This is a genomic window from Pseudoalteromonas sp. SR41-8, assembly GCF_014163915.1.
Classification (GTDB): Bacteria; Pseudomonadota; Gammaproteobacteria; order Enterobacterales; family Alteromonadaceae; genus Pseudoalteromonas; species Pseudoalteromonas rhizosphaerae.
This window is the reverse complement of the sequence record NZ_JACJEE010000003.1, coordinates 46236-69155: the sequence shown is the minus strand read 5'-3', so window position 1 is coordinate 69155 and position 22920 is coordinate 46236. Positions and strand designations below refer to the sequence as shown.

Genomic DNA, 22920 nt, shown 5'->3' with positions numbered 1-22920 from the left:
GTTGCTATCGAACAAATCATTGGCTGAAACCGTAGATGACATTAAAATTTATTTAAGTCACATAAAAACCAGTGCTCGGTGAGGCAATTATTGAGACTAAGCTCGACTAGTGCAGCTAGTGCCTGTATAATTCGCGGCCTCTTTATACCGTCTTATTGCCTGTATTAACTTTTCCTTATTCAGCGAACAGTGTACTTGTCAGTATTTGCTTAGGAAATTCATTTTGATCTCTACCGCTAATATCACCATGCAGTTTGGTGCCGAACCCTTGTTCGAAAATATCTCCGCTAAATTTAGTAACGGTAATCGTTATGGCTTAATTGGCGCCAATGGATGCGGTAAGTCAACCTTCATGAAAATCCTCAATGGCTCATTAGTGCCAACATCAGGTAACGTATCAATTGGCCCAGGACTGAAAGTCGGTAACTTAAGCCAAGATCAGTTTGCATTTGAGCAATACTCAGTGGTTGATACTGTGATCATGGGTGACGTTGCATTATGGAAAATAAAGCAAGAACGTGAACGTATTTATTCACTGCCAGAAATGAGTGAAGAAGATGGTATGAAAGTCGCTGAGCTTGAAAGCGTTTTTGCTGAAATGGATGGTTACAGTGCAGAAAGCCGCGCGGGTGATATTTTATTAAAAGCGGGTATTGAAGAAGAATTTCATTTTGGTCTAATGTCACAAGTAGCCCCAGGCTGGAAGCTGCGCGTCTTACTTGCGCAAGCCTTGTTTGCTAACCCTGATATTTTATTACTGGATGAGCCAACCAATAACTTGGATATTCATACCATTAGCTGGTTAGAGCACGAACTTAACCAGCGTAAATGTACCATGATCATTATTTCTCATGACCGCTATTTTCTTAATGCGGTATGTACTCATATGGCTGATATTGATTACGGTGAGCTGCGTATTTACCCAGGTAACTACGAAAAATACATTGAAGCATCAACACTTATTCGTGATCAATTACTTGCTGGTAATGCTAAAAAGCAATCTGAAATTGAAGAGTTACAAGATTTCGTTAACCGCTTTGGTGCTAATGCGTCAAAAGCAAAACAAGCGAGTTCACGTGCTAAACGCATGGATAAAATCAGCTTAGATGAAGTGAAGTCGTCAAGCCGAATGGCGCCGTCATTGTATTTTGATGAAGGTAAAAAGATGCACCGCCAAGCATTGATCTTAGAAGACTTTGGCCATGGTTTTGACGGTGAAGTATTGTTTGAAGGCGGCGAGCTGATTTTAGAAGCGGGTTCAAAACTTGCGATTATTGGTGAAAACGGTGTTGGTAAATCAACCTTTATTCGCTGTTTAGTGGGTGAACTTGAAGCTAATCACGGTGTTGTAAAATGGTCAGAAAATGCATCGATTGGCTATTGTCCGCAAGATAGTAGTAAAGACTTTGATAACGATTTAACCTTGTTTGATTGGATGTCACAGTGGCGTACAGCCAAGCATAACGATTTAATGGTGCGTGGCATGTTAGGTCGGTTATTGTTTACTGCGGATGATGCGAATAAAAAAGCTAAAAACTGCTCAGGTGGTGAGAAAAATCGCCTATTGTTTGGCAAATTAATGATGCAAGACGTAAATGTTTTGGTGATGGACGAACCGACAAACCACATGGATATGGAAGCCATTGAAGCGCTTAATAATGCATTAAAAGGCTTTGAAGGTACGCTGATTTTTGTCAGCCATGACCGTGAGTTTGTTTCATCATTGGCAACTCGTATTATTGATATTCGTGACAAAGAAGTGGTTAATTTCCACGGCACCTTTAACGAATTTATGGCAAGCCAACAAGAGCAAGCGAAGCTTTTGGCTGCAAAGTAAAGTTTATTGATCTCAGTTTTATTAAATGCATGATCATGCAAGCGAGTTCAAGAGCTCTGTAAATCAATATAATTGGTATTAAGTATCAGAAAACCGGCTGCGGCCGGTTTTTTTGTGTCTAAATTATGTAAAATTAAAAAGTTGCTTTGGTGTAGCTTTAAAGCGTCGTAACGTTAGCGCTGATAAAACCGATTTAATTAGTATAATTTTTAAGGTATCTATGTGGTAATTAAAGCTCGTATTCCTAAATTAGTGTCGAATCTTGAAAAACTAGCGCTCACCTTGTGTGTGCTATTTGTTAGCGGGGCTCTATTATTTCCTGATATGCTCACCGCGCATATTCAACCACTGATCATTAATGCATTATCAGTGTTGGGTGGACCATTTTTTCTGTTAGTTAATTTTTTATTGATAAGCGTTATTGTGCTGGCTATTAGCCCTCTCGGACAACGTAAAATAGGTGGAGAGCATACATCTGTCGAGTTTTCAACTTTTGGTTGGTTGTCAATGTTATTTGCTGCAGGAATGGGATCGGGTTTAATTTTTTGGGGCGTAGCTGAGCCAGCCATGCACGTATTGCAACCGCCATTAAAGCAAAGTCTTTACCCTGATAGACAAGGTGCTGCATTGGCTATTACGTTAGTAAACTGGGGCGCTCATGCATGGGCACTCTACGCAGTATTTGGCTTAGTCTTAGGTGGTTTGAGCCATAACAGTGGCAAAGCGGGAGATATAAGTGCTCCGGTGTTGAGTGTAACAACTTCATTTTTAAGTCGCGAAGGGCAGCTAAAGTGTAAATACGTGATCCAGTTAGTGGCCATTTTAGCTATTTTTTTTGGTGTAGTTGGCACGATTGCAAATTCAACATTATTACTACGAAAAGGGATTGAGCTTGAGCTTGGCATTAACTCGCCTTGGTTAGTTGGTTTGATTATTATTATGTTATTAGCGCTGTTGTTTAGCTTATCTGCGCGCTTAGGATTAAAAAAGGGTATTCAAACACTCAGTCAATTTAATGTTTTTTTAGCATTTGGAGTACTTATTTGGCTCATCATGATGGTACCACTACAACCGATTATAGATGTGGCGATCAGTGGCGTTAAATTTTATAGCCACTTATTAGTGACAGGGACATGGCAATTATCAAGTCAACTAAATGATCCTGCTTGGGCTAATAGTTGGACGTATAATTATTATTTTTGGTGGTTAGCGTGGGGACCTTTTGTTGGGGTTTTTTTAGCTAAAATAAGTCAAGGTCGGCCAGTTTGGCAATACATTGTTGGCGTAGTAATTGTGCCAACTTTCGTCACTTTAATTTGGTTTAGTGTTTTTTCGGGATCTGCTATTGCTTGGGATAGCGGCCATAGTAGTGGCATTATGGCCGCTATTAAAACTGATTATACAAAAGGCTTATTTGTATTTTTTAAGCAGTTAGGTTGGCAAGGAGGTGTGCTTATTTGGTCGAGCTTATTATTATTACTGATTTTTGTTGCTACTTCGGCAGATTCTGCAATTTTAGTGATCCGTAATTTAGCGGGGACAAAAAGCAGTCATCGATTTAGTTTGTATGTGTGGTCTTTTACTTTAGCTCTAAGTAGCTGGGTATTGTTATTACAAAATAATGAATTACTTAACCGTAGTATTGCAATTATTGGTGCAGTGCCTTTTTTGTTTATTTTTATTTTGCAGCTTATAGGATTTGTAAAAGAGTTTATGAAGGAGTTACAAGAGTAGTTAAACCTATTACTGTTGCTATGATCGAGCTAGTTTAAACTTTTAATTACTTTATTGTCATTCACTTACAGAGTTTTATACTTGTTCGTTTATAGTGGGTATTCCAGATACAACCACTAAGCAATACTAATGCTATTAAAAACTGGCTCATTCGAGGTAGTTAAATAATAACTCACGCATTTAAGCAATGGGATATAAAGGATTAAATTTATGTTCAAGCACTTTATTAGCGTTTTACTTGTCAGCCAATTACTAAGCGCGTGCACTGTAGCGGGTGTATTAGTTGATGGAGTTATTTATTCAAAAGCGGATACAAATTATGATGCTGATTTAGCGCAGGCCCCCGCACATGTATCGCCTCAAGATAATACTTACTTTAGTCATGAACAGACTTTGTCATTTGCGGACTTAGGCATCGAAGTAGATCGTTTTTTAGTGGGGTTAGTGCAAGAAAGCTCAGAGCCTACTCTGGTATGCAAAAGAATAACTAAATCAATACAACAATGTGAGGAAGTAACGACTGACAACCTCACAGTAGAGGATACAATTAACGCTGAAGATACACTTGATGAAATGATAAGTGTTCGTCGATAAAGCTGCTGATAAAAAAGTAACTATGATCGTAGCCTGCGTGCATATTCAACGTTAGCGGGTAATTAACTTGCTTTGCTACTGCAGTTAGGTTGTCTGGTTTTAGTTGCTCGACTAAAAAATTATCGGCATCACCTTGGTCAATACGCATTGGTAAAAATTCGTTACTGTGTGCCTTTTTCATTAGTTCACAGCTATCGTAATTGGCCCATTGTGATTGATCATCTCCTAAGTACTGACTAAACGCTTTTTGCCCCCAAGGACAGTCAATAGGGTTAGTGATTGGGCTAAAAGCAGAAACACTGGTGTAACTTTTTGGATTGCGCAATGCAATCATCAACGCACCGTGCCCCCCCATAGAATGCCCGCTAATCGCTTTTTTATCAGTCACGGGAAAGTGCTGTTCAATTAGCGAAGGCAATTCATTTACCACATAATCATACATATTATAGTGCGTGTTATAGGGGGCTTGGGTGGCGTTTAAATAAAACCCTGCGCCTTGGCCAAAATCATAACTGTCTTGGTCTGGCACAGTGTCGCCACGAGGACTGGTATCAGGTGCAACGATAGCAATACCAAGCGCTGCCGCTTTTTTAAATGCACCTGCTTTTTGCATAAAATTTTCATCCGTACAGGTTAAGCCTGATAACCAATACAGCACCGGTACTTTATTAGTTTGGCTGGCACCGGGTGGCAAGAAAATAGCAAACCGCATTGGGCAATGGGTGCTTGTAGATGTATGGCTGTATTGCTTGTGCCAGCCACCGCTAACTTTTGTGGCGCTTAAATTATCTAACATGGATTCCTCGCTAAAATACCACATAGCTTACACCCTATGTGGTATCTGTATTTTTAATATTAGTAGTGGATCACAGTACGAATACTTTTGCCTTCATGCATTAAATCAAACGCGTCGTTTATGTCTTCAAGACCCATGGTATGAGTGATAAAGTCATTTAATGCAAATTCGCCAGCCATGTAACGTTCAACAATCTCAGGTAGTTGTGAACGACCTTTAACCCCACCAAATGCGCTACCACGCCAGACGCGGCCAGTGACTAGCTGGAATGGGCGAGTTGAAATTTCTTGTCCTGCACCAGCAACACCAATGATCACCGATTCCCCCCAACCTTTATGACAACATTCAAGGGCTGAGCGCATGACATCAACATTACCTATACACTCAAATGAGAAATCAACGCCACCATCGGTCATCTCGACAATAACTTCTTGAATAGGCTTATCGAAATCTTTTGGATTGATCAAGTCTGTGGCACCTAATTTAGTGGCTAAATCAAACTTAGATGTGTTGATATCAATACCGATAATACGCGAGGCACCAGCCATTTTCGCGCCGATAATTGCTGATAAACCAATACCACCTAAACCAAAGATAGCAACGGTATCGCCTGCTTGAACTTTTGCAGTGTTTGTGACCGCGCCCATACCAGTTGTAACACCACAGCCCAGTAAGCAAATTTCTTCAAGTGATGCTGCTTTGTTTACTTTAGCCAGTGAGATCTCTGGCAGTACCGTATATTCAGAAAAGGTTGATGTGCCCATGTAGTGATAAATTGGTTGGCCATCTTTGAAAAAGCGAGTCGTGCCGTCTGGCATTAAGCCTTTACCTTGCGTTTCACGTACAGCGGAACACAAGTTTGTTTTGCCTGAAGTACACATTTTACATACACCGCATTCTGCAGTATATAAAGGAATAACATGATCGCCCACAGCAACACTGGTTACGCCTTCGCCGATTGCATAAACAACACCAGCGCCTTCATGCCCTAAAATGGCTGGGAAAATCCCTTCAGGATCGGCACCTGATAATGTAAATGCATCGGTGTGACATACGCCAGTAGCAGTAATTTTTACCATTACTTCGCCTTTTTTAGGCATCATTACATCCACTTCTTCTACAGATAGTGGTTGATTTGGACCCCAAGCAATTGCGGCTTTTGATTTTATAAATTCAGACATAGTAACTCTCTTGCTGGTTAAATACGAAGATGACTTGAAAACAATAACGCTATTTTATTTGTTTCTCAAACAATGTTAATCTTCATTTTAATAAAACACTTTTACAGTATGGTAATAATGAGTCGTTGGTTAGGCATAGACGAATTTATCGCAGTCGGTGAAGAAGGCAGCTTTACCCGCGCTGCAACCACATTAGGGGTATCCGTTGCACACATAAGCCGCCATGTAACGCAATTAGAGCAGCGCTTAAATACCCAATTATTAACGCGTACTACCCGTAAAGTTGTACTGACTAAAGAAGGCGAAGTCTTTTTACATCAAACAAAACATTTACAGCATGCAATGGACGACGCCACCGCGTTATTAGCACAACAGCAAAATGCTCCTAAAGGTAAAATTAAACTTACAGCTCCGGTTATGTATGGCGAAAGCTTCGTGATGCCAGCAGTGCATACTTTTATGCAACTGCACCCTGATGTAGAAGTGGTGATGGCGCTGAGCAATGAACAAGAAAATTTACTTGAGGGCGGCTTTGACTTAGCTATTCGCCTTGGTCATTTAAAAGACTCTAGCTTAAAAGCACGACGCTTAAGTGCACGTCATTTTGTAATTTGCTGCTCAAAAGCCTATTTAGCCCGTTTTGGCGAACCTCACACATTAGCTGAATTACAGCACCATCAATGCTTAGTCGGCAACAGCAGTTATTGGCGGGTGTGTGAGCAAGGGCGTGATAAACATATTAAAATTGCGGGGCGGTTACAGTGTAATAGTGGCTGGGCGTTAGCTGATGCAGCTAAAAAGGGTCTTGGCATCATACAAGTGCCAAACTACTACATTGAGAGTGATTTAGCCACGGGTGATTTAGTGCCTATTTTAACCAATAATCAGCCAAAACCAGAAGGTGTATGGGGAGTGTATCCTCCGCGACAATTTGTTGCGACCAATGTCAGAGCATTACTCGATCACCTTATTAAATCTCTAAACTAAAAGTTTAAATAAAGCGGCTTAATTTTGATACAGCAGTTGATTTGTCATGAATTTTTACACTTTTGCGCATACCCAATGGCGCTTTATTTATGCTAGTATGAGCGCTGAATTGGCATTAAATGTGACCATAAATAATTATGTTTCAACCTGTTAGCCTGTTTATCGGGCTGAGATACAGTCGCTCCTCGAAAGGGAACGCATTTATCTCTTTTATTTCGTTTTTCTCCATTGCCGGTATCGCCATTGGTTTAATGGCATTATTTACTGTCAGCTCAGTGATGAATGGTTTTGAAAATAACCTTAAAACCAATATGTTGGGCCTCATTCCTCATGTTGAAATTGCGTCTGATGGACAAACTCAAGCACAAATGATCCAGCTGCAAGATACCATTGTTGCGTCCAAATTTGTGAAAAGAGCGAGTTTGTATCGCCATGGTGAAGCCATTTTACAAACCAATCGCGATTTACATGGCGTGCTATTGCAAGGTTTGTACGACGATAACGCATCGCTTTATAAAATCAGCGATAAAGTTATTCAAGGTAATTGGCAAACAGTAATGACATCGCGCTATCACATTGCGGTTAGTCGTTATTTAACACGTAAACTGGGAATTGGTTTAGGTGATAAAGTGCGTGTGATCATGCCTAATGCGTCAACCTATACACCTTTAGGTCGCGTACCAAGCCAACGTTTGTTCACCGTTGCTGCCATTTATGAAACAGGTTCTGAAATTGATATGGGACTTGCTTTTACTAGCGGCGAATCGCTACAACGGGTATTAAAGTTGCCTCAAACTAGTGCTCCTAATTTGAGTATTTCACTGAACGATCCTTTTCAACTAGATGCCTTTAGCGCTTCAGCTAGTGCAATTTTAAGTCAACATACAGTCACCGATTGGCGCCAGTCACAAGGTACTTTGTTTGCAGCAGTCGCAATGGAAAAACGCATTATGTCGATGCTGCTGGCGCTGATTGTATTAGTTGCGGTATTTAATATTGTCTCTGCGTTGACCATGATGGTGAGCGAAAAACAAAGTGAAGTGGCTATTTTACAAACGCTTGGCTTAACGCCGGCTCAAGTGCAGCAAGTATTTATGATCCAAGGTTTGTACAATGGTTTGATTGGCACCAGTATCGGTGCAGCCCTTGGCTTATTACTCAGTGCTTATATCAACGAAGTGCTGGCAGGCATAGGTTTAAACTTGTTAACAGGGATTGCCTTACCAGTAAAATTTGACGTAATGAGCTTATCGCTGATTGCCGTAGGCAGTATTACCATGAGCTTTTTAGCCACTTTATATCCGGCGCGTAAAGCTGCCAATGTTAGCCCAGCAGAGGTATTGCGCTATGAATGATTTAGTTATCCAATGTGAACAGTTAAGTAAAGTGTATCAAGATGGTGAAAATCACGTTGAGGTTTTAAAAGGGGTTGATTTAACCTTACAACAAGGTGAGATGCTGGCTATCGTTGGTAGCTCTGGTTCTGGTAAAAGTACTTTACTGCACATTTTGGGGACTTTGGATTCACAAAGTGCCGGTGTGGCAAAAATTAAAGGTCAACAAGTTGCTAAGCTATCACGTGCTGAGCAAGCAAAATTTCGTAATGAGCATTTAGGGTTTATTTATCAGTTCCATCATTTATTAATGGAGTTTAACGCGTTAGAAAATGTTGCGATGCCGCTTTTGATCAAAGGTCTCAGCGCTAAAAAAGCCAATGCTAAAGCCCTCGTAATGCTCGATAAAGTAGGGCTATCGCACCGTAGTAGCCATAAACCATCAATGCTCTCTGGTGGAGAGCGTCAACGGGTGGCAATTGCGCGGGCATTGGTGAGCGAACCTGATTTAGTATTGGCCGATGAGCCAACAGGTAACTTAGACAAACAAAATGCGATTAAAATTTACGATTTGATCAAAGAGCTTAATAGCAGTTTGAATACCAGTTTTGTAGTGGTGACGCACGACTTAGAATTAGCCGATAAGCTGGGTAAAATTGCTTACCTTGATGATGGGAAATTGGCAATTAAAGAGGCCAGCCATGTTGCTTAGTGCCTATTTAAGTAAACGTTTTAGAGCAAGCTCCGGCAGCAGCGATGAAAAAAATGGCTTTGTTAGTTTTATTGCCAAAGCGTCAACCATTGGTATTTTACTCGGCGTTGCAGTGTTAATTGTTGCTTTGTCGGTGATCAATGGCTTTGAACAACAACTAGTACATCGCTTATTAAGCGTTGTGCCACAAGTTGAATATGTTGCGCCTAATCGTCCAATTGATAACTGGCCGGATAAAGTTCAAAAGCTCTCAGAGCAACGTGGCGTAACCGGTGCAGCACCTTTTATTAGTGTCAATGGCATGGCGCAATACAAAAGTGAACTAAAAGCGGTTGAAGTGCGAGGGGTTGATCCTGCTCTAGAAAGTGACGTATCGGCGGTTAATCAGTTTACCCATGGCAAGTTGGTCAGCCAAATAAGCGAAGACGAAATTATTTTAGGCCAACAAATTGTTAAACAATTAGGTGTTAAGCAAGGGGAGTTAATTACCTTATTGATCCCGCAAGTTAACGAGATAAGTACTGAGATTTTAGCACCCAAAAGGGTCACTTTAACCCTTGCGGGTATTATTGAAATGGGTGGCCCTATTGATAGTTCTGCTGCCTTCATCCATCTCAGTAAGGCGCAATCAGTACTTGGTTATGAACCACTGCAAGTAACAGGGCTTCGCTTAGCAGTAACCGATGTTTTTCAAGCGCACCAAATTGCGCTACGGGTTGGCCAAACAATTGATGATTATGTTTATATCTCTAGCTGGTTTAGAACCCAAGGTAGCTTATACCAAGATATACAAATGGTCAGAACCATTGTTTATATTGTGGTGTTTTTAATCATTGCGGTGGCAAGTTTTAATATTGTTTCGTCATTAGTGATGGAAGTACGTGAAAAACAGGCCAACATAGCGATATTAAAAACCATGGGCGCTAAAGACAGTACGATATTAGCGACCTTTATTTTACAAGGACTTAGCCAAGCATTTATTGGCGTGGTACTGGGCTCATTTATAGGTGTGATACTGGCGCTGAACATCAGTGAGCTTTTTACCCTACTGAGTCAGTTGTTAGGCTCAAACCCGCTGGAAGGGGTGTATTTTATTGAGTTTTTACCCAGTAAGCTGGTATGGCAAGATATTGTGATCACTGTTATTGTAACTTTTGTGTTGGCAGTATTAGCCACTATTTACCCTGCATGGCAGGCAACAAGAGTGGATCCAGCCAAGGTATTAGGCAACTAAGGGAAATTTATGTTTAGTTATCAAGTAGTAATTGATTATTGGTTTGATGAACTTGGTCCATCTGGTTGGTATAAAAAATCTGATGCTACAGATATTAAGATACGAGATACATTTAGTGATCTGTTGATAGCTATTACAACAGGCGAGTATGCGTCTTGGCGAGTGACTGCCTTAGGTGCATTAGCTGAAGTGATTGTGCTTGATCAGTTTTCTCGTAATATTTACCGGGATACCCCTCACGCGTTTAGTCAAGATCCGCAAGCGTTAACATTGGCACAGTTGGCAATCGAAAAAGGCTTTGATCAATTATTACCTGTTGAGCAGCGGGTGTTTTTTTATATGCCGTTTATGCACAGCGAATCGAGCTTTATACACCAACAGGCGATGGTATTATTTAAAGGTTTGAGTAATGAAGATTATGAACTTGCCCATAAAAATATTATCGATCAGTTTGGTCGCTACCCACACCGAAATGCTATTTTAGGGCGTCAGTCCAGCGCCGAGGAAGTTGCGTTTTTAGCTCAACCAGGCTCGCATTTTTAATCAAGCTTAGGTATATGAAATAATTGTTTAATTTCAGCAGCTAAATCAGGCGAGCTAAAATTGTTGTGCTGTTTTATCTGTTCAATATTAATAGCATCAAGGCGTTGCTCACTGGCGATCAGCACAATATTTTTATATTGGTTAAATTCAATCACCACAATATGACTGAATAGACTTCGAAGTGTCGTTAGTAGAGCGATTAATTGTTGTTTATTTTTTGCAGTAAAGTTGATGCAGATCTTACCGTATGTGCTAAGTCGAGCATGACAGTCGCACAAAAATGCCTGCTTTTGTAAAAACGCTGGCTGCGATTTACCACTAAAAACATCAATTAAAATCACATCAAATTTGCGGCTACTTTGAGCAATAAATTGTTCAGCACATTGCGCTACAATATGATTGTTGTCATTGAGGAAAAAATACTGCTTAGCTGCTTTAATTACATTCGGATTAATTTCGACAGTCGTTAATTCAAATCCGGCTTTATTAGTCACTGCTCGTTCAAAACAACCGCTGCCTAAACCTAAATTTAATATCTGTGAGTAGGGTTCGCTACAAAGCAAAAATAGCAGCATAGCTTGATTTACCGGATTACATACTTGCTGCGGTTGTGATTTTTCCATTACACCTTGTAAAGTTAGCTTATCCCCGAGTGTAAGCCAACGATAATCAGCATTTTCAAAAATCTTTAGCGTGTCTTGCTTACTTTGGATCGTTGCTACTAGGTATGCATCGGTAGTAAATGGCGTTAAATCAATCATGCCGTTCCTTCATAATGGGGATGTTGAGCAAAACAAAAAATCAATAGGGTGGCCTTGTTAACTCTGCTAAACTGTATGGCTACTCATAAGCCAGCAATACCTGCTTGGTTGTCTTATCTTACTCTGGAATTTACTTTGACTAATAATGATATTTTACGCCGCCTTCGCTATACCTTTAATTTAGCTGATACTACCATGATTGAAATTTTTGCTGCAGCAGATCATGACGTGACTCAACAACAAGTGATTGGTTGGCTAACCAGAGAAGGGGAAGAGGGTTACGTAGATCCAAGTGATACTGAGTTTGCCATTTTTTTAAATGGTTTTATTAATACAAAGCGCGGTAAGCGCGACGGTGAGCAACCAGCGCCAGAAAGTAAATTAAATAATAATATTATTTTAATGAAATTACGTATCGCATTAAATATGAAAACGGAAGACGTGATCGATGTCCTTGCCTTAACTGATTTTAGTTTGAGTAAGCATGAGTTAAGTGCATTTTCTCGTAAAGCCGATAACAAGCATTATCGCGTATGTAATGACCAAATATTACGTAACTTTTTAACTGGTTTACAGCTACAACTTCGTCCAGAGGCAAGCGGCGAATAATTTACGTGTTCATATCCGTATTTATATCGTACGGATATGATTTTTAACCCCACTTTAAGCATCGGTGTTTTAAGCTGCTCTCTGCGTTAGTATTTAAATCTTTATTTATTCACATCTCATAAATTTATATTCTTTTTTAATGAGCGTTAATTGTTGCTCTTGCGTATCAACTCAAAAATAATTCACGTTATCGAACGTTAAATATATAGGTTTATCATGTTACAGTGTTAAAAATATTACAATTTTTAAGGCTCTTAACTAGATGACCCATAAACTTGATCACGTCTATTTTAACATCTGAGACAAGCATAACTTTTAACACGGAAGAATAATTATGAATTATATCCATGATACCATTGCACATTTAAAACAAACTAGCCCAGCACAATGCGAATTTTATCAAGCCGTTGAAGAAGTGCTTGAATCACTTGAACCTATTCTTGAAAACTCAGCCGACTATCAAAAAAATGCGATTATTCAACGTCTAGTTGAACCTGAACGTCAAATTATGTTTAGAGTCCCTTGGGTTGATGATGACGGTAATATTCATGTCAATAAAGGCTATCGAATTGAATTTAACTCAAGCTTAGGTCCATACAAAGGTGGTTTACGTTTCCATCCAAGTGTAAATGCCAGCATCATAAAATTTTTAGGGTTTGAGCAAATTTTTAAAAATGCGTTAACTGGCTTACCGATTGGTGGTGGTAAAGGCGGCGCAAACTTTGATCCTAAGGGCCGCTCTGACAGCGAAATAATGCGTTTTTGCCAATCATTTATCAACGAGCTGTATCGTCATATCGGCCCAACCACCGATGTGCCTGCGGGTGATATTGGCGTTGGGGCACGCGAAATAGGCTATATGTTTGGTCAATATAAACGGTTGACCGGACGTTACGACGGTGCGTTTACCGGCAAAAGTTTATTGTGGGGTGGATCATTGGCTCGAAAAGAAGCGACAGGATATGGCGCTGTTTATTTTGCCAATTACATGTTGCAAGACAATGATGACTCACTTAAAGGTAAGCGCTGTTTAGTTTCTGGTGCCGGGAACGTGGCAATTTACGCGATGGAAAAACTTTATCAATTAGAGGCAACACCTATCACTTGCAGTGATTCAAGCGGTACGCTGTATCATGAATCAGGTATTGATGTTGCACTTGTTAAAAAGCTTAAAGAAGGTGCGCGTGAAAGTTTAGCTGTCTATTTAGAAACCCACAGCGATGCGAAGTATATTGCTTGTGCAGATTACCCAAGTGATGGACATGCGGTATGGCGTTTTGTTGCTGATGCTGCTTTTCCCTGTGCGACGCAAAACGAGTTAACTGAAGCTGATGCGCGAACGTTAATAAGCAATGGCTGTATATTAGTTTGTGAAGGCGCAAATATGCCAAGTACTAAAGAAGCGGTCGATGTGTTGCTTGCTGCTAAAATAGCCTATGGCCCTGGCAAAGCAGCTAATGCGGGTGGTGTTGCGACGAGCCAATTAGAAATGGCGCAAAATGCCAGTATGCAAATGTGGACGTTCGAAGAGGTCGATACTAAGCTGCAACAAATAATGAAAAATATCTTTGATACTGCAAGTAATACAGCCGCTGAATTTGATCAACCTGGTAATTTAGTGTTAGGTGCTAATATTGCTGCTTTTCGTCGTGTAGCAGATGCTATGATTGAGCAAGGTGTTGTTTAACATACGATAGTTTTACTATGCATAAGCCCACTATATTGGTGGGTTTTTTATTGACGTATATTTGTTCATACCGCGATTATTATCCCGTTTATCTAACCAATCAGTGATTGAACGAGTTAAACAGGTGTTGGTCTCAAAATTATTTGCAGCAGGTAACTGCTCACGTATTGTATATTTATCAAATAATAAAGAGCATCAACACTATGTCTGATCATAAAACCTATCAGCTATCGACCCTCAAGCCCGCTATTTTAATAACTACATTGTTTATTTCAACAAGCACCTTGGCCGCTGAGCTAAATTATCAAGATCAAACCAAGCTTCATGATATTGCCACTGATGTTTCAGCAACACGTATTGGCAGTGATATTCAAACACTTGTTGATTTTGGCACTCGTCATACGTTATCAGAAACGAAATCAAACACCCGAGGAATTGGTGCAGCTCGGCGTTGGATCAAGGCTGAGTTTGAGAAAATTTCTCAGCAATGCGGTGGCTGTTTAGAAGTAATAGAAGTTAAAGATACCATTTCTGGCGAAAAGCGTATTCCAAATCCTGTTGAAGTGGTGAATATTATTGCTATTCAACGCGGTACTGATCAGCCAAACCGGATGGTGATGATGTCGGGCGATATTGATTCACGGGTCAGCGATGTAATGGATTTTACCAGCGACGCACCAGGGGCGAATGATAATGCATCGGGTGTTGCTGGGGTGATTGAATCAGCTCGCGTGTTATCTAAATATAAATTTAATGGCTCAATTGTTTATGCCGCGCTTTCAGGCGAAGAGCAAGGACTTTTTGGTGGTAAAATTTTAGCCGACTATGCACAAAAGCAAGGCTGGCAAGTACACGGTGTACTCAATAATGACATGATTGGTAATATTACTGGTATTAATGGCGTTACTGATAACACGACTGCACGTATTTTCTCTGAAGGTACGCGGGTTATTGAAACCAAAGAGCAAGCGCATAAACGCCGTTTTACCGGTGGCGAGGTCGATTCAGCTAGTCGTAATTTAGCCCGTTATATCGATACCATTGCCGATCGCTATATTCCCAATCTTGACACATTGTTAGTTTATCGACTCGATCGCTTTGGTCGAGGAGGGCATCATCGCCCGTTTAACGACATGGGTTATGCTGCTGTAAGGGTAATGGAAACGAACGAAAATTATAACCATCAACATCAAGACTTACGCACTGAGGATGGTATGGTTTATGGTGATACCATTGATGGCGTTGATTTTGATTATACCGCAAAATTAACAGCGCTTAATGCGGTAAGTTTAGCGTCAATGGCATGGGCACCTGCACCACCTAATAACGTTGAAATATCAGGTGCTGTGCAACCTAGTACGACCTTAAAATGGCAAAAAAATAATGATAAAACGACCACGGGGTACAGACTCTATTGGCGTTATACCAGTGAACCACAATGGCAGTTTAGCCGCTATGTGGGTGATGTAAGTGAAGCGACTCTTAAAAATGTAGTCATTGATAATTATTATTTTGGGGTTGCTGCGGTTAATAAAGACGGTATTGAATCACCGGTGGTTTTCCCTGGCGATGTAGGTGCGTTTGAGCAAACACTAAAGTAATGTGTAGCGTCTGATATTCAAGCGTAATTACAGTTGCGCTTGAATATCAGGCAAGACAATTTAGTAGCGGACTTCACAATTGAACAGCAATAGTTGTATTTTATGTTGACCTTAGTTTATGAATGTACGCTTTTCATACAATAATTTCAGTGAATACTTGAAGTTAATAGCTTTTTCGTATTATGGTGGAGTTAAATGTGAATTAGTTGACAGTGTATGAACCTATTTTTGCTGATTGCAGGCAGCTTAAGTGCTTTAGCCGCACTCGCTCACCTTGGTTGTATTGTTTTTGGTGCGCCGTGGTATCGCTTTTTCGGTGCTGGTGAGCACATGGCAATGCTCGCAGAGCAGGGTAAGTTGACGCCTTCGCTGATCACTTTCTTCATCGCTTTTGTATTAAGCGTTTGGTCGTTATATGCTTTTTCAGCCGCGGGTTTGTTCAAACAGCTACCTTTCATACGCTTTGTGTTAGTTGTGGTAACTGCGATTTATTTATTTCGCGGTATTGCAGGATTATATTTAATGACTAATCCGCTAGGACGCAGTGAGATGTTTTGGCTTTGGAGCTCGATCATTTGTTTACTGATTGGCGGCTTTCATTTTATAGGATTAAAACAACAATGGCTGGTTTTATCAGTTAAATATTAGCAAGGAAGGAAGCAATGTCTTTATTTGTATCGACGGATTTTAACCCCCCAGAAGCGCTGCAAACAACTGCGTTTTATTTTACTCCATTAAATGAGCAGGTAGTCGAGCTTGATTTTACTGCTGTAATGTCAAGTGTGCCGCAGCTAAAAGGTATATTCGCCCCCAAGCCTGATTGGCCAAAAGCCGATATGACCCTTGAAGAGAATCGTCAAAGCTTAGCTCAACATGCCGCAGAGTTTAACGAAAAAAAAGCATTTGCTTATGCGATATTAAACTCGAAAAAAACACGCTGCCTAGGCTCAGTGTATATTGATCCTGGGGTGAACAATGAATTCGATAGTGAGATTACTTTTTGGCTACGTAATGATAGTCAGGAATTAAATAATACCTTACGGTTATGCATCTTACATTGGCTCGCTGAGCATTGGCCATTTGAACGAGTACGATTAATTTCAACTAAGTATCAGGCAAGCTTTAGTTTGTAATACCAAAAGTTTATAACGCAATACAGGTCATACTCATTAGCGGATGTGTTGTGTTAGCTGGCTGATAACGTACTGCGGTTTGTTATCTGTGTCAGTGCTGTTAATCCGGATAGAGCATTTGCCGAAATTACATTATCAAAGCCGTTGTTATGTGTTCTCAGCTGTTGTATTTAAATCAGGCATAAGGTTAAGTCTGTTATGGATCGCGTGATGAACAAACGAAAGCTTAGTGCGTACCGCCTGTGTTAAAACAAATGGATAAGCATCAGCTAAGCCCATGCTGCGATTTAACGAATTTAAAATAATCGAAAATTCCATCCAGCTATCCAACATTACTGAGATTGATGTTTGGCTATTAAAGTAATACGAGTTTTGCGGTAGCCTTAACTCATCAGTGTCCTCAACTTCAAATTCATTACCGAGTGTAGAACCTGTAATAGAGAAATTTTTTGCTGTCTCTAAAGTATCAATAATATGCATGTAGTGCGCCCAAGTTTCTGCCCAGTCTTCAAAAGGGTGCATGGTGGCGTATTCACTAATATAGTTTTCATGCCAATTAGCAGGAGCGCCATTTTTATAATGGGCATCAATCGCTTGTTGGTAATCTAAAGAATCATCGCCAAAATATTGTTTACATAAAGCATGTTTTTGCGGTGAATTTGCAATTAACTGGTCAAAATAATAATGCCCTAACTCATGACGAAAATGACCAAGCAAAGTGCGATAGCGCTCACCCATAGCATGCTTTGTTTGTGATCGAGCGACATCATCAGCTTCAGCCAAATTAATTGTAATATGGCCGCAGTTATGGCCAGTAAAAACATTTTCTTGACCTGCTAATTTAGTCACGAAATGGTCATTAACACTGCGGTCGGTTATAAAATCAAAACTAAGGCCACCTTCGGCATCTTGGCTGAGGTTATTTAATGGTAAAGAAAGCGCTTTAAGCGTATACAATGCCCGGCGTTTTGCTGTTTCCATTTTGGTCCAAAGTGGAATGTGTTGATTAATACTTAGATCTGGGATTGTTTCATTAAACCGACATGCGAAACACAGCACTTCTTCTGTGTCTGGCGCTGGTACAAAACTGTCGATATCAACCATGCCATTGCATGCCTTATAGTGTGCATTGTTATCACATTTTTGATAGGGCACATCAGGGGCTGACGCTTTGTAATATAAGCCCGTTGTGTCATTAAATTCGTAGGGTTCTACAAGGTTAAAATTGTCATCAATACCAACAGTTTTGCCACAGGCAAGGCAGTGACTACTTTCAAAAAACAATATTTGATTATCTTTGCAGTTACATTTAAACGTTTTCATATTTTTTACCGTATCCGTTGATAAATACAATGACAAATTATTCAGTGAACAGACTTACATTAGCTATATTGCTAACAAATTATAAAGTTAGCAAATTATAAAATTAATAAGCCTGAGATTACTTGCCGTTAAATTCGTTGCAATAAATCTGATTTTTTCTCATTAAACTCAGCATCAGTGAGTGCGCCTAAATCACGTAATTGTGCTAATTTTTCAATAATGTCGAGGGTTTCATTCACTGAGTATTGCGAAGCATTAATAGCTGTCGACTCGCTACTCATCATTTTATCATTTGAGCCTGTCTCAGGGGGGGATTGCTGTTGTTTTGCAAAGTCTGTTGATTGGGCAAAGTTGGTATTGTGACTTGAATGCGTCTGAGTGAAGCTATCATCAGCTATCACTGGCAAACTATTTACGCTAATGTTTCCCCACTGGCTACTAAAGGTAAGCGATATATCGTTGCCTTGTTGCTGGCTTACTCCCCCGATCTGGTGATCGAGCGTATCATAGAGTGTGACCTGACCATTTTTTTCAATGGCTAAGCGATTAGGAAAAACAGCATAACGGGTGTTGTTTTGTGAACCGGTACTCGATGGATTACCTAAATTAACTGGCCACCACTGGTTGCTACCTAAAGTACCGGCAGGAATGACGGGGAAAACTTGGTTGTTTGCTAAAATAGTGGCAAGTTCGTTACATAAGTTATCAACGGTGTTTTTCAAGCCATTATTGAACATGTCTCCTACCATTGTCATTCCACCGCGCATCCATTGACCTGAGCCGCCAAGCTCTGGGCAATTAAACTGCGCCATTGAACCGCCGCCATTATTTACTGCAACTAACATATGTACTACTGCCTCATAACTTAAACCATAGCGGGCAGATATTCCTTTAACCAAGTTGTCACCAATGTTTGTTAATGTTTGCATAAATAGAGTCCTTAATATGAAGATAGGCGGGATGTGTATTACGTCATGATCTAACTGTGAACAATCTACCTTAAGCATTGATGCTAATAATAAATTAGCAAAATAAAATGCCAACATTGCTTGTTTAAAGACACTAAGCTTGCTAGTTTGGCTTTCAGGGCGATTAAAAATCAAACTACTATAACACTGTTAAGAAGCTTAATCGTGGTTTTATTGTGAACTATTTTTTAAGTTCGTTTTAGCGAAGCATTTAACTGGTGTTGTGATTAATTGGGACTTTTTTCTATTTAATCGCTAGAAAAAACAGGCATGCTTTATTGGTGAATTACATAAAATAATAAGCGCTGTGTGATTTTTAATACTTAGCTTTGTGCTAATTTGGTGCGAATGTCGCACCAAATAATTCTTCACAGCGCTCGCTCTTTGATTCTAAACAGTCAATAGTGACCAATATATAGGCTAACAGCCTAATTTTATTATGTAATCTATATGGAATGTATATTGCTTAAATAGCAGGCAGGTAGTAGTAAGTTATACTTAAATGGCTATACAAAAAATTAAAGAGGGATTAATCGATGACAATTACTGTTGGTATAGCGCACCATACTCAATACAAGTACGACCGCCCAGTAAATATGGGGCCGCATATTTTCCGCTTACGTCCAGCACCGCATAGCCGAACTAAAATTAAAAGCTATTCATTAAAAATAGTGCCGGAAGATCATTACATCAATTGGCAGCAAGACCCTTTTGGTAATTATCAGGCAAGAGTGGTATTTAATAGCCCCACAACTGAGTTTAGTTTTACTGTTGATTTAGTGGCTGAAATGACGGTAATTAATCCGTTTGATTTCTTTTTAGAAGAATATGCTGAAGAGTTTCCATTTGAATACGATAAAGTCGCAAAGGCTGAGCTTAATCCCTATTTAAAAAAACGTAAGGCGAGTCCTAAGTTTTTAGAATTGATTGATTCGTTACGTCCAGAAAAACCAATCAGAAGTGTTGATTTTTTAGTTGCGGTCAATCAGTCAATTTATAATCTTGTTGGCTACGGCATTCGTTTAGAGCCTGGAGTTCAAACGGCGAACGAAACCATCACAAAAAAAACCGGTTCATGTCGAGATTCTGCGTGGTTGTTAGTACAACTGTTTCGTCATTTAGGTTTGGCTGCTCGTTTTGTATCTGGTTATTTAATCCAACTTACATCAGATCAAAAATCACTTGATGGCCCAAGTGGTCCTGATGAAGATTTTACTGATTTACACGCATGGACGGAAGTATATATTCCAGGCGCAGGTTGGATCGGGCTTGATCCTACCTCCGGCTTATTTGCTGGCGAAGGCCATATTCCGCTTGCGTGCACACCTGAACCTAGCTCAGCAGCACCTGTCTCTGGTGGCATAGATAAGTGCGAATCAGAATTTAGTTTTTATAACAAAGTAACGCGCGTACATGAAGACCCTCGCGTTACAAAGCCGTATTCAGAAACACAATGGGCTGCAATAAACCGCTTGGGTCAGCAAGTTGATGATGTATATGTTAAGGAAGGTGTTCATTTAACAATGGGCGGTGAGCCGACGTTTATTTCTATTGATGATATGGAACATCCCCAATGGAACACAGAAGCCGACGGTAAAGAAAAACGAGTGTTAGCACAAAGCTTATTTATTGCGATGAACAAAGCATATACCAAAGGTGGCTTTACACATTATGGGCAAGGTAAATGGTATCCGGGAGAGTCACTGCCTCGCTGGCAATATGCATGTTATTGGCGAAAAGACGGTGAAGCTTTGTGGCAAGATGCCAGTTTATTAGCTGATCCCAATAAAGATTATAAATTAGACCACACAGATACCAAGCGTTTTACAGAACAGCTATGTGCAGAAATAGGCCTTGAAACCAAGGCTATCACTACAGCCTATGAAGATATTTTATATCATTTATGGCAAGAGGCATCGTTACCCAAAGAGGTGGGGCCTAAACAGCCTGAACTTCTTAGTGCAATGAGCCGTAAAGGCTTTTTAGCTAAAATGGAACAAGGTATTGAAAAGCCTGTTGGTTATGCATTGCCGCTGCAGTTTAATCAAGCGAAACATTGCTGGCAGTCATGCAAATGGGAATTTAAACGCGAATACTGTTTTTTATTACCAGGTGAATCACCCCTTGGTTATAGATTACCGCTTGATAGCCTTGAGTGGACAAGCAACATTATTGAGCGAGATCCGTTTGATATTCCAGATAACTTTACAAAAGCTAAAAAACTGCAAAAAGGCTTTATTGGTCAACAAATGATCAAAACCGCAATGGCATTGGAAGTAAGAGAAGGGCGGTTGTACATCTTTATGCCCCCAACGAGCCATTTTGAACATTATATGTCGCTATTAAATGCGATTGAAAGCACCGCAAAAGCCCTGCAAATCCCAGTTGTTATTGAAGGCTATAGCCCGCCTAAAGATAGTCGTGTAGAAAAATACGCCGTGACACCTGATCCAGGTGTCATTGAAGTGAACATCCACCCATCTTCGTCATGGCAGCAATTGGTAGATAGAACAACGACACTTTACGATCTAGCCAAACAAGCACGTTTAGGAACAGATAAGTTTATGGCGGACGGTCGTCATACCGGCACCGGGGGGGGTAATCATGTCACTTTAGGTGGTGAAACGCCGCAGCAAAGCCCGTTCTTACGACGCCCAGATATTTTAAGAAGTTTTATTACTTATTGGCAGCACCATCCTGGATTATCTTATTTATTTTCAGGTTTATTTATTGGCCCTACAAGCCAAGCACCTCGTGTGGATGAAGCACGTGATGAGTTGCTCTATGAGCTTGAAATCGCATTTTCACATATGCCTGAAGGGGAAGTACCTGAGCCATGGCTCGTTGATCGTTTGTTACGCAACTTACTTGTTGATTTAACAGGTAATACACACAGGGCGGAGTTTTGTATTGATAAGCTATATTCACCCGATTCAGCAACAGGACGACTAGGTATTGTCGAGTTTAGGGGGTTTGAAATGCCACCTCACTCACAAATGAGCTTAGTGCAAATGTTGTTATTACGGACTTTATTAGCTTGGTTTTGGAAAAAGCCTTATCACAAACCGTTGATCCGTTGGGGCACCGAATTACATGATAAATTTTTATTACCTCAGTATGTTGAAAATGATTTAGCTGAGGTTGTTAGAGATCTGCAGCAAGCTGGTTTTGCATTCCAAGTAAGTTGGCTAAACCCATTTTTTGAGTTTAGGTTCCCTGTTTGCGGCACCCGAGAACTCGATGATGTGACGTTAGAGCTTAGAACCGCGATTGAACCGTGGCATGTACTGGGTGAAGAAGCCAGTGCATCTGGTACTGCTCGGTATGTTGATTCGTCATTAGAACGCGTGCAAATCAAAGTAATTGGCACAATGAGTGACCGCTATATCGTTACATGTAATGGCCGACGCGTGCCGCTTAAAATTGTTAAAGGCAAAGCGAAAGATGAAATGGTTGCCGGGATCCGTTACCGTGCATGGCAGCCACCAACAGCGCTGCATCCTACAATTGGTGTACATGCACCGTTAGTATTTGATCTGATCGATACCTGGGAAGGCCGCTCAATGGGTGGTTTTGTCTACCATGTTAGTCATGCTGGTGGGCGAAATCCAGAAACATTACCCGTTAATGCATTTGAAGCTGAAGGGCGAAGGGTTGCACGATTTTGGGAGCATGGTCACACACCATCATTATTAGCATCTGATCAGCCTAGTTGGAGCCCATCGGCTGCGACACGAAGCTTTGAATCAGCACAATCGGTGAGTGAATTTGTTGTTCCCGATGAAGAAAATACTAATTCAGATTACCCTAATACGCTCGATTTAAGGAGACAACCTAAGTTCAAATAAATCATCTTTTTGGGTTGTTCATTGTATGACTCCACTTT

At 40.4% G+C, this 22920-nt stretch carries 19 protein-coding genes; 14 read left to right on the top strand and 5 right to left on the bottom strand.

Translation table 11 applies throughout. The features are described from left to right. The first annotated feature begins 223 nt into the window (after positions 1 to 223). The 3 genes from H5162_RS03205 (at position 224) to H5162_RS03195 (ending at position 4165) form a co-directional block, all read left to right on the top strand. On the top strand, positions 224 to 1837 hold the full coding sequence (locus H5162_RS03205) for an ABC-F family ATPase (RefSeq protein ID WP_145233148.1): 1614 nt from the start codon (positions 224 to 226) through the stop codon (positions 1835 to 1837). Between the two features lie 222 nt (positions 1838 to 2059). Beyond that, positions 2060 to 3571, top strand: coding sequence for a BCCT family transporter (locus H5162_RS03200; protein WP_310736413.1), 1512 nt, complete (start codon positions 2060 to 2062; stop codon positions 3569 to 3571). 210 nt (positions 3572 to 3781) lie between these two features. Next, a complete protein-coding gene (locus H5162_RS03195; RefSeq protein WP_182759329.1) occupies positions 3782 to 4165 on the top strand; it encodes a hypothetical protein in 384 nt (127 codons plus the stop codon). On the opposite strand, the gene fghA is transcribed toward H5162_RS03195, so the two are convergent. Together fghA and H5162_RS03185 are read right to left on the bottom strand one after the other, a co-directional pair. Next, positions 4119 to 4961 carry an S-formylglutathione hydrolase gene (gene fghA, locus H5162_RS03190; protein WP_182730618.1) on the bottom strand — a complete coding sequence of 281 codons (843 nt, stop codon included), beginning with the start codon at positions 4959 to 4961 and terminating at the stop codon, positions 4119 to 4121. The genes H5162_RS03195 and fghA overlap by 47 nt on opposite strands. A 59-nt stretch (positions 4962 to 5020) precedes the next feature. Then, a complete protein-coding gene (locus H5162_RS03185; protein WP_145233151.1) occupies positions 5021 to 6142 on the bottom strand; it encodes an S-(hydroxymethyl)glutathione dehydrogenase/class III alcohol dehydrogenase in 1122 nt (373 codons plus the stop codon). A 117-nt stretch (positions 6143 to 6259) separates the two neighbouring features. On the opposite strand from H5162_RS03185, the gene H5162_RS03180 reads away from it, so the two are divergent. The 5 genes from H5162_RS03180 to H5162_RS03160 all read left to right on the top strand — a co-directional run bounded on the left by H5162_RS03180 (position 6260) and on the right by H5162_RS03160 (position 10952). Then, on the top strand, positions 6260 to 7129 hold the full coding sequence (locus H5162_RS03180; protein WP_179959209.1) for a LysR family transcriptional regulator: 870 nt from the start codon (positions 6260 to 6262) through the stop codon (positions 7127 to 7129). Positions 7130 to 7266: 137 nt separating this feature from the next. After that, complete coding sequence (locus H5162_RS03175; RefSeq protein WP_145233153.1) at positions 7267 to 8484, top strand: lipoprotein-releasing ABC transporter permease subunit; 1218 nt, start codon at positions 7267 to 7269, stop codon at positions 8482 to 8484. Next, positions 8477 to 9175, top strand: a complete 699-nt coding sequence (gene lolD, locus H5162_RS03170) for a lipoprotein-releasing ABC transporter ATP-binding protein LolD (protein WP_145233154.1) — start codon at positions 8477 to 8479, stop codon at positions 9173 to 9175. Before H5162_RS03175 ends, lolD begins: the two co-directional genes overlap by 8 nt. Beyond that, on the top strand, positions 9165 to 10409 hold the full coding sequence (locus tag H5162_RS03165) for a lipoprotein-releasing ABC transporter permease subunit (RefSeq protein ID WP_145233155.1): 1245 nt from the start codon (positions 9165 to 9167) through the stop codon (positions 10407 to 10409). The genes lolD and H5162_RS03165 overlap by 11 nt, the downstream gene beginning before the upstream one ends. Before the next feature lie 9 nt (positions 10410 to 10418). Then, positions 10419 to 10952: a DUF924 family protein gene (locus H5162_RS03160; RefSeq protein WP_182777623.1), complete on the top strand. Its 534-nt coding sequence runs from the start codon at positions 10419 to 10421 to the stop codon at positions 10950 to 10952. On the opposite strand, the gene H5162_RS03155 is transcribed toward H5162_RS03160, so the two are convergent. Further along, a complete protein-coding gene (locus tag H5162_RS03155) occupies positions 10949 to 11713 on the bottom strand; it encodes a spermidine synthase (RefSeq protein WP_182777622.1) in 765 nt (254 codons plus the stop codon). The two genes, H5162_RS03160 and H5162_RS03155, sit on opposite strands and share 4 nt — an antisense overlap. 135 nt (positions 11714 to 11848) lie before the next feature. Here H5162_RS03155 and H5162_RS03150 point away from each other — a divergent pair, with 135 nt between their 5' ends. The 5 genes from H5162_RS03150 (at position 11849) to H5162_RS03130 (ending at position 16743) form a co-directional block, all read left to right on the top strand. Continuing rightward, a complete protein-coding gene (locus H5162_RS03150) occupies positions 11849 to 12322 on the top strand; it encodes a DUF1456 family protein (protein ID WP_145233406.1) in 474 nt (157 codons plus the stop codon). Between the two features lie 334 nt (positions 12323 to 12656). Further along, positions 12657 to 14009, top strand: a complete 1353-nt coding sequence (gene gdhA / locus H5162_RS03145; RefSeq protein WP_145233158.1) for an NADP-specific glutamate dehydrogenase — start codon at positions 12657 to 12659, stop codon at positions 14007 to 14009. A gap of 203 nt (positions 14010 to 14212) precedes the next feature. Then, positions 14213 to 15610 (top strand): M28 family peptidase, encoded by a 1398-nt coding sequence (locus H5162_RS03140; RefSeq protein WP_182777620.1) that lies wholly within the window; start codon positions 14213 to 14215, stop codon positions 15608 to 15610. A 216-nt stretch (positions 15611 to 15826) separates the two neighbouring features. Continuing rightward, positions 15827 to 16258, top strand: coding sequence for a hypothetical protein (locus H5162_RS03135; protein WP_182717430.1), 432 nt, complete (start codon positions 15827 to 15829; stop codon positions 16256 to 16258). A 14-nt stretch (positions 16259 to 16272) separates the two neighbouring features. After that, positions 16273 to 16743, top strand: a complete 471-nt coding sequence (locus H5162_RS03130) for a hypothetical protein (protein ID WP_182759326.1) — start codon at positions 16273 to 16275, stop codon at positions 16741 to 16743. A 147-nt stretch (positions 16744 to 16890) separates the two neighbouring features. On the opposite strand, the gene H5162_RS03125 is transcribed toward H5162_RS03130, so the two are convergent. Both H5162_RS03125 and H5162_RS03120 read right to left on the bottom strand, forming a co-directional pair. Then, positions 16891 to 18066 (bottom strand): putative zinc-binding metallopeptidase, encoded by a 1176-nt coding sequence (locus H5162_RS03125; RefSeq protein ID WP_149982509.1) that lies wholly within the window; start codon positions 18064 to 18066, stop codon positions 16891 to 16893. Positions 18067 to 18194: 128 nt separating this feature from the next. Further along, positions 18195 to 18995 carry an SHOCT domain-containing protein gene (locus tag H5162_RS03120; RefSeq protein WP_149982508.1) on the bottom strand — a complete coding sequence of 267 codons (801 nt, stop codon included), beginning with the start codon at positions 18993 to 18995 and terminating at the stop codon, positions 18195 to 18197. A 575-nt stretch (positions 18996 to 19570) separates the two neighbouring features. Between H5162_RS03120 and H5162_RS03115 the strand changes: the two genes are divergently transcribed. Further along, positions 19571 to 22882: a DUF2126 domain-containing protein gene (locus H5162_RS03115; protein WP_145233164.1), complete on the top strand. Its 3312-nt coding sequence runs from the start codon at positions 19571 to 19573 to the stop codon at positions 22880 to 22882. Positions 22883 to 22920: the final 38 nt, after the last annotated feature.

What these genes read in the sequence shown, in the direction of transcription:
- H5162_RS03195 (WP_182759329.1), top strand. Translation starts at nt 3,782, where the DNA reads ATGTTCAAGCACTTTATTAGCGTTTTACTTGTCAGCCAATTACTAAGC.
- fghA (WP_182730618.1), bottom strand. Translation starts at nt 4,961, where the DNA reads ATGTTAGATAATTTAAGCGCCACAAAAGTTAGCGGTGGCTGGCACAAG.
- H5162_RS03185 (WP_145233151.1), bottom strand. Translation starts at nt 6,142, where the DNA reads ATGTCTGAATTTATAAAATCAAAAGCCGCAATTGCTTGGGGTCCAAAT.
- H5162_RS03180 (WP_179959209.1), top strand. Translation starts at nt 6,260, where the DNA reads ATGAGTCGTTGGTTAGGCATAGACGAATTTATCGCAGTCGGTGAAGAA.
- H5162_RS03175 (WP_145233153.1), top strand. Translation starts at nt 7,267, where the DNA reads ATGTTTCAACCTGTTAGCCTGTTTATCGGGCTGAGATACAGTCGCTCC.
- lolD (WP_145233154.1), top strand. Translation starts at nt 8,477, where the DNA reads ATGAATGATTTAGTTATCCAATGTGAACAGTTAAGTAAAGTGTATCAA.
- H5162_RS03165 (WP_145233155.1), top strand. Translation starts at nt 9,165, where the DNA reads ATGTTGCTTAGTGCCTATTTAAGTAAACGTTTTAGAGCAAGCTCCGGC.
- H5162_RS03160 (WP_182777623.1), top strand. Translation starts at nt 10,419, where the DNA reads ATGTTTAGTTATCAAGTAGTAATTGATTATTGGTTTGATGAACTTGGT.
- H5162_RS03155 (WP_182777622.1), bottom strand. Translation starts at nt 11,713, where the DNA reads ATGATTGATTTAACGCCATTTACTACCGATGCATACCTAGTAGCAACG.
- gdhA (WP_145233158.1), top strand. Translation starts at nt 12,657, where the DNA reads ATGAATTATATCCATGATACCATTGCACATTTAAAACAAACTAGCCCA.
- H5162_RS03140 (WP_182777620.1), top strand. Translation starts at nt 14,213, where the DNA reads ATGTCTGATCATAAAACCTATCAGCTATCGACCCTCAAGCCCGCTATT.
- H5162_RS03135 (WP_182717430.1), top strand. Translation starts at nt 15,827, where the DNA reads ATGAACCTATTTTTGCTGATTGCAGGCAGCTTAAGTGCTTTAGCCGCA.
- H5162_RS03130 (WP_182759326.1), top strand. Translation starts at nt 16,273, where the DNA reads ATGTCTTTATTTGTATCGACGGATTTTAACCCCCCAGAAGCGCTGCAA.
- H5162_RS03125 (WP_149982509.1), bottom strand. Translation starts at nt 18,066, where the DNA reads ATGAAAACGTTTAAATGTAACTGCAAAGATAATCAAATATTGTTTTTT.
- H5162_RS03120 (WP_149982508.1), bottom strand. Translation starts at nt 18,995, where the DNA reads ATGCAAACATTAACAAACATTGGTGACAACTTGGTTAAAGGAATATCT.
- H5162_RS03115 (WP_145233164.1), top strand. Translation starts at nt 19,571, where the DNA reads ATGACAATTACTGTTGGTATAGCGCACCATACTCAATACAAGTACGAC.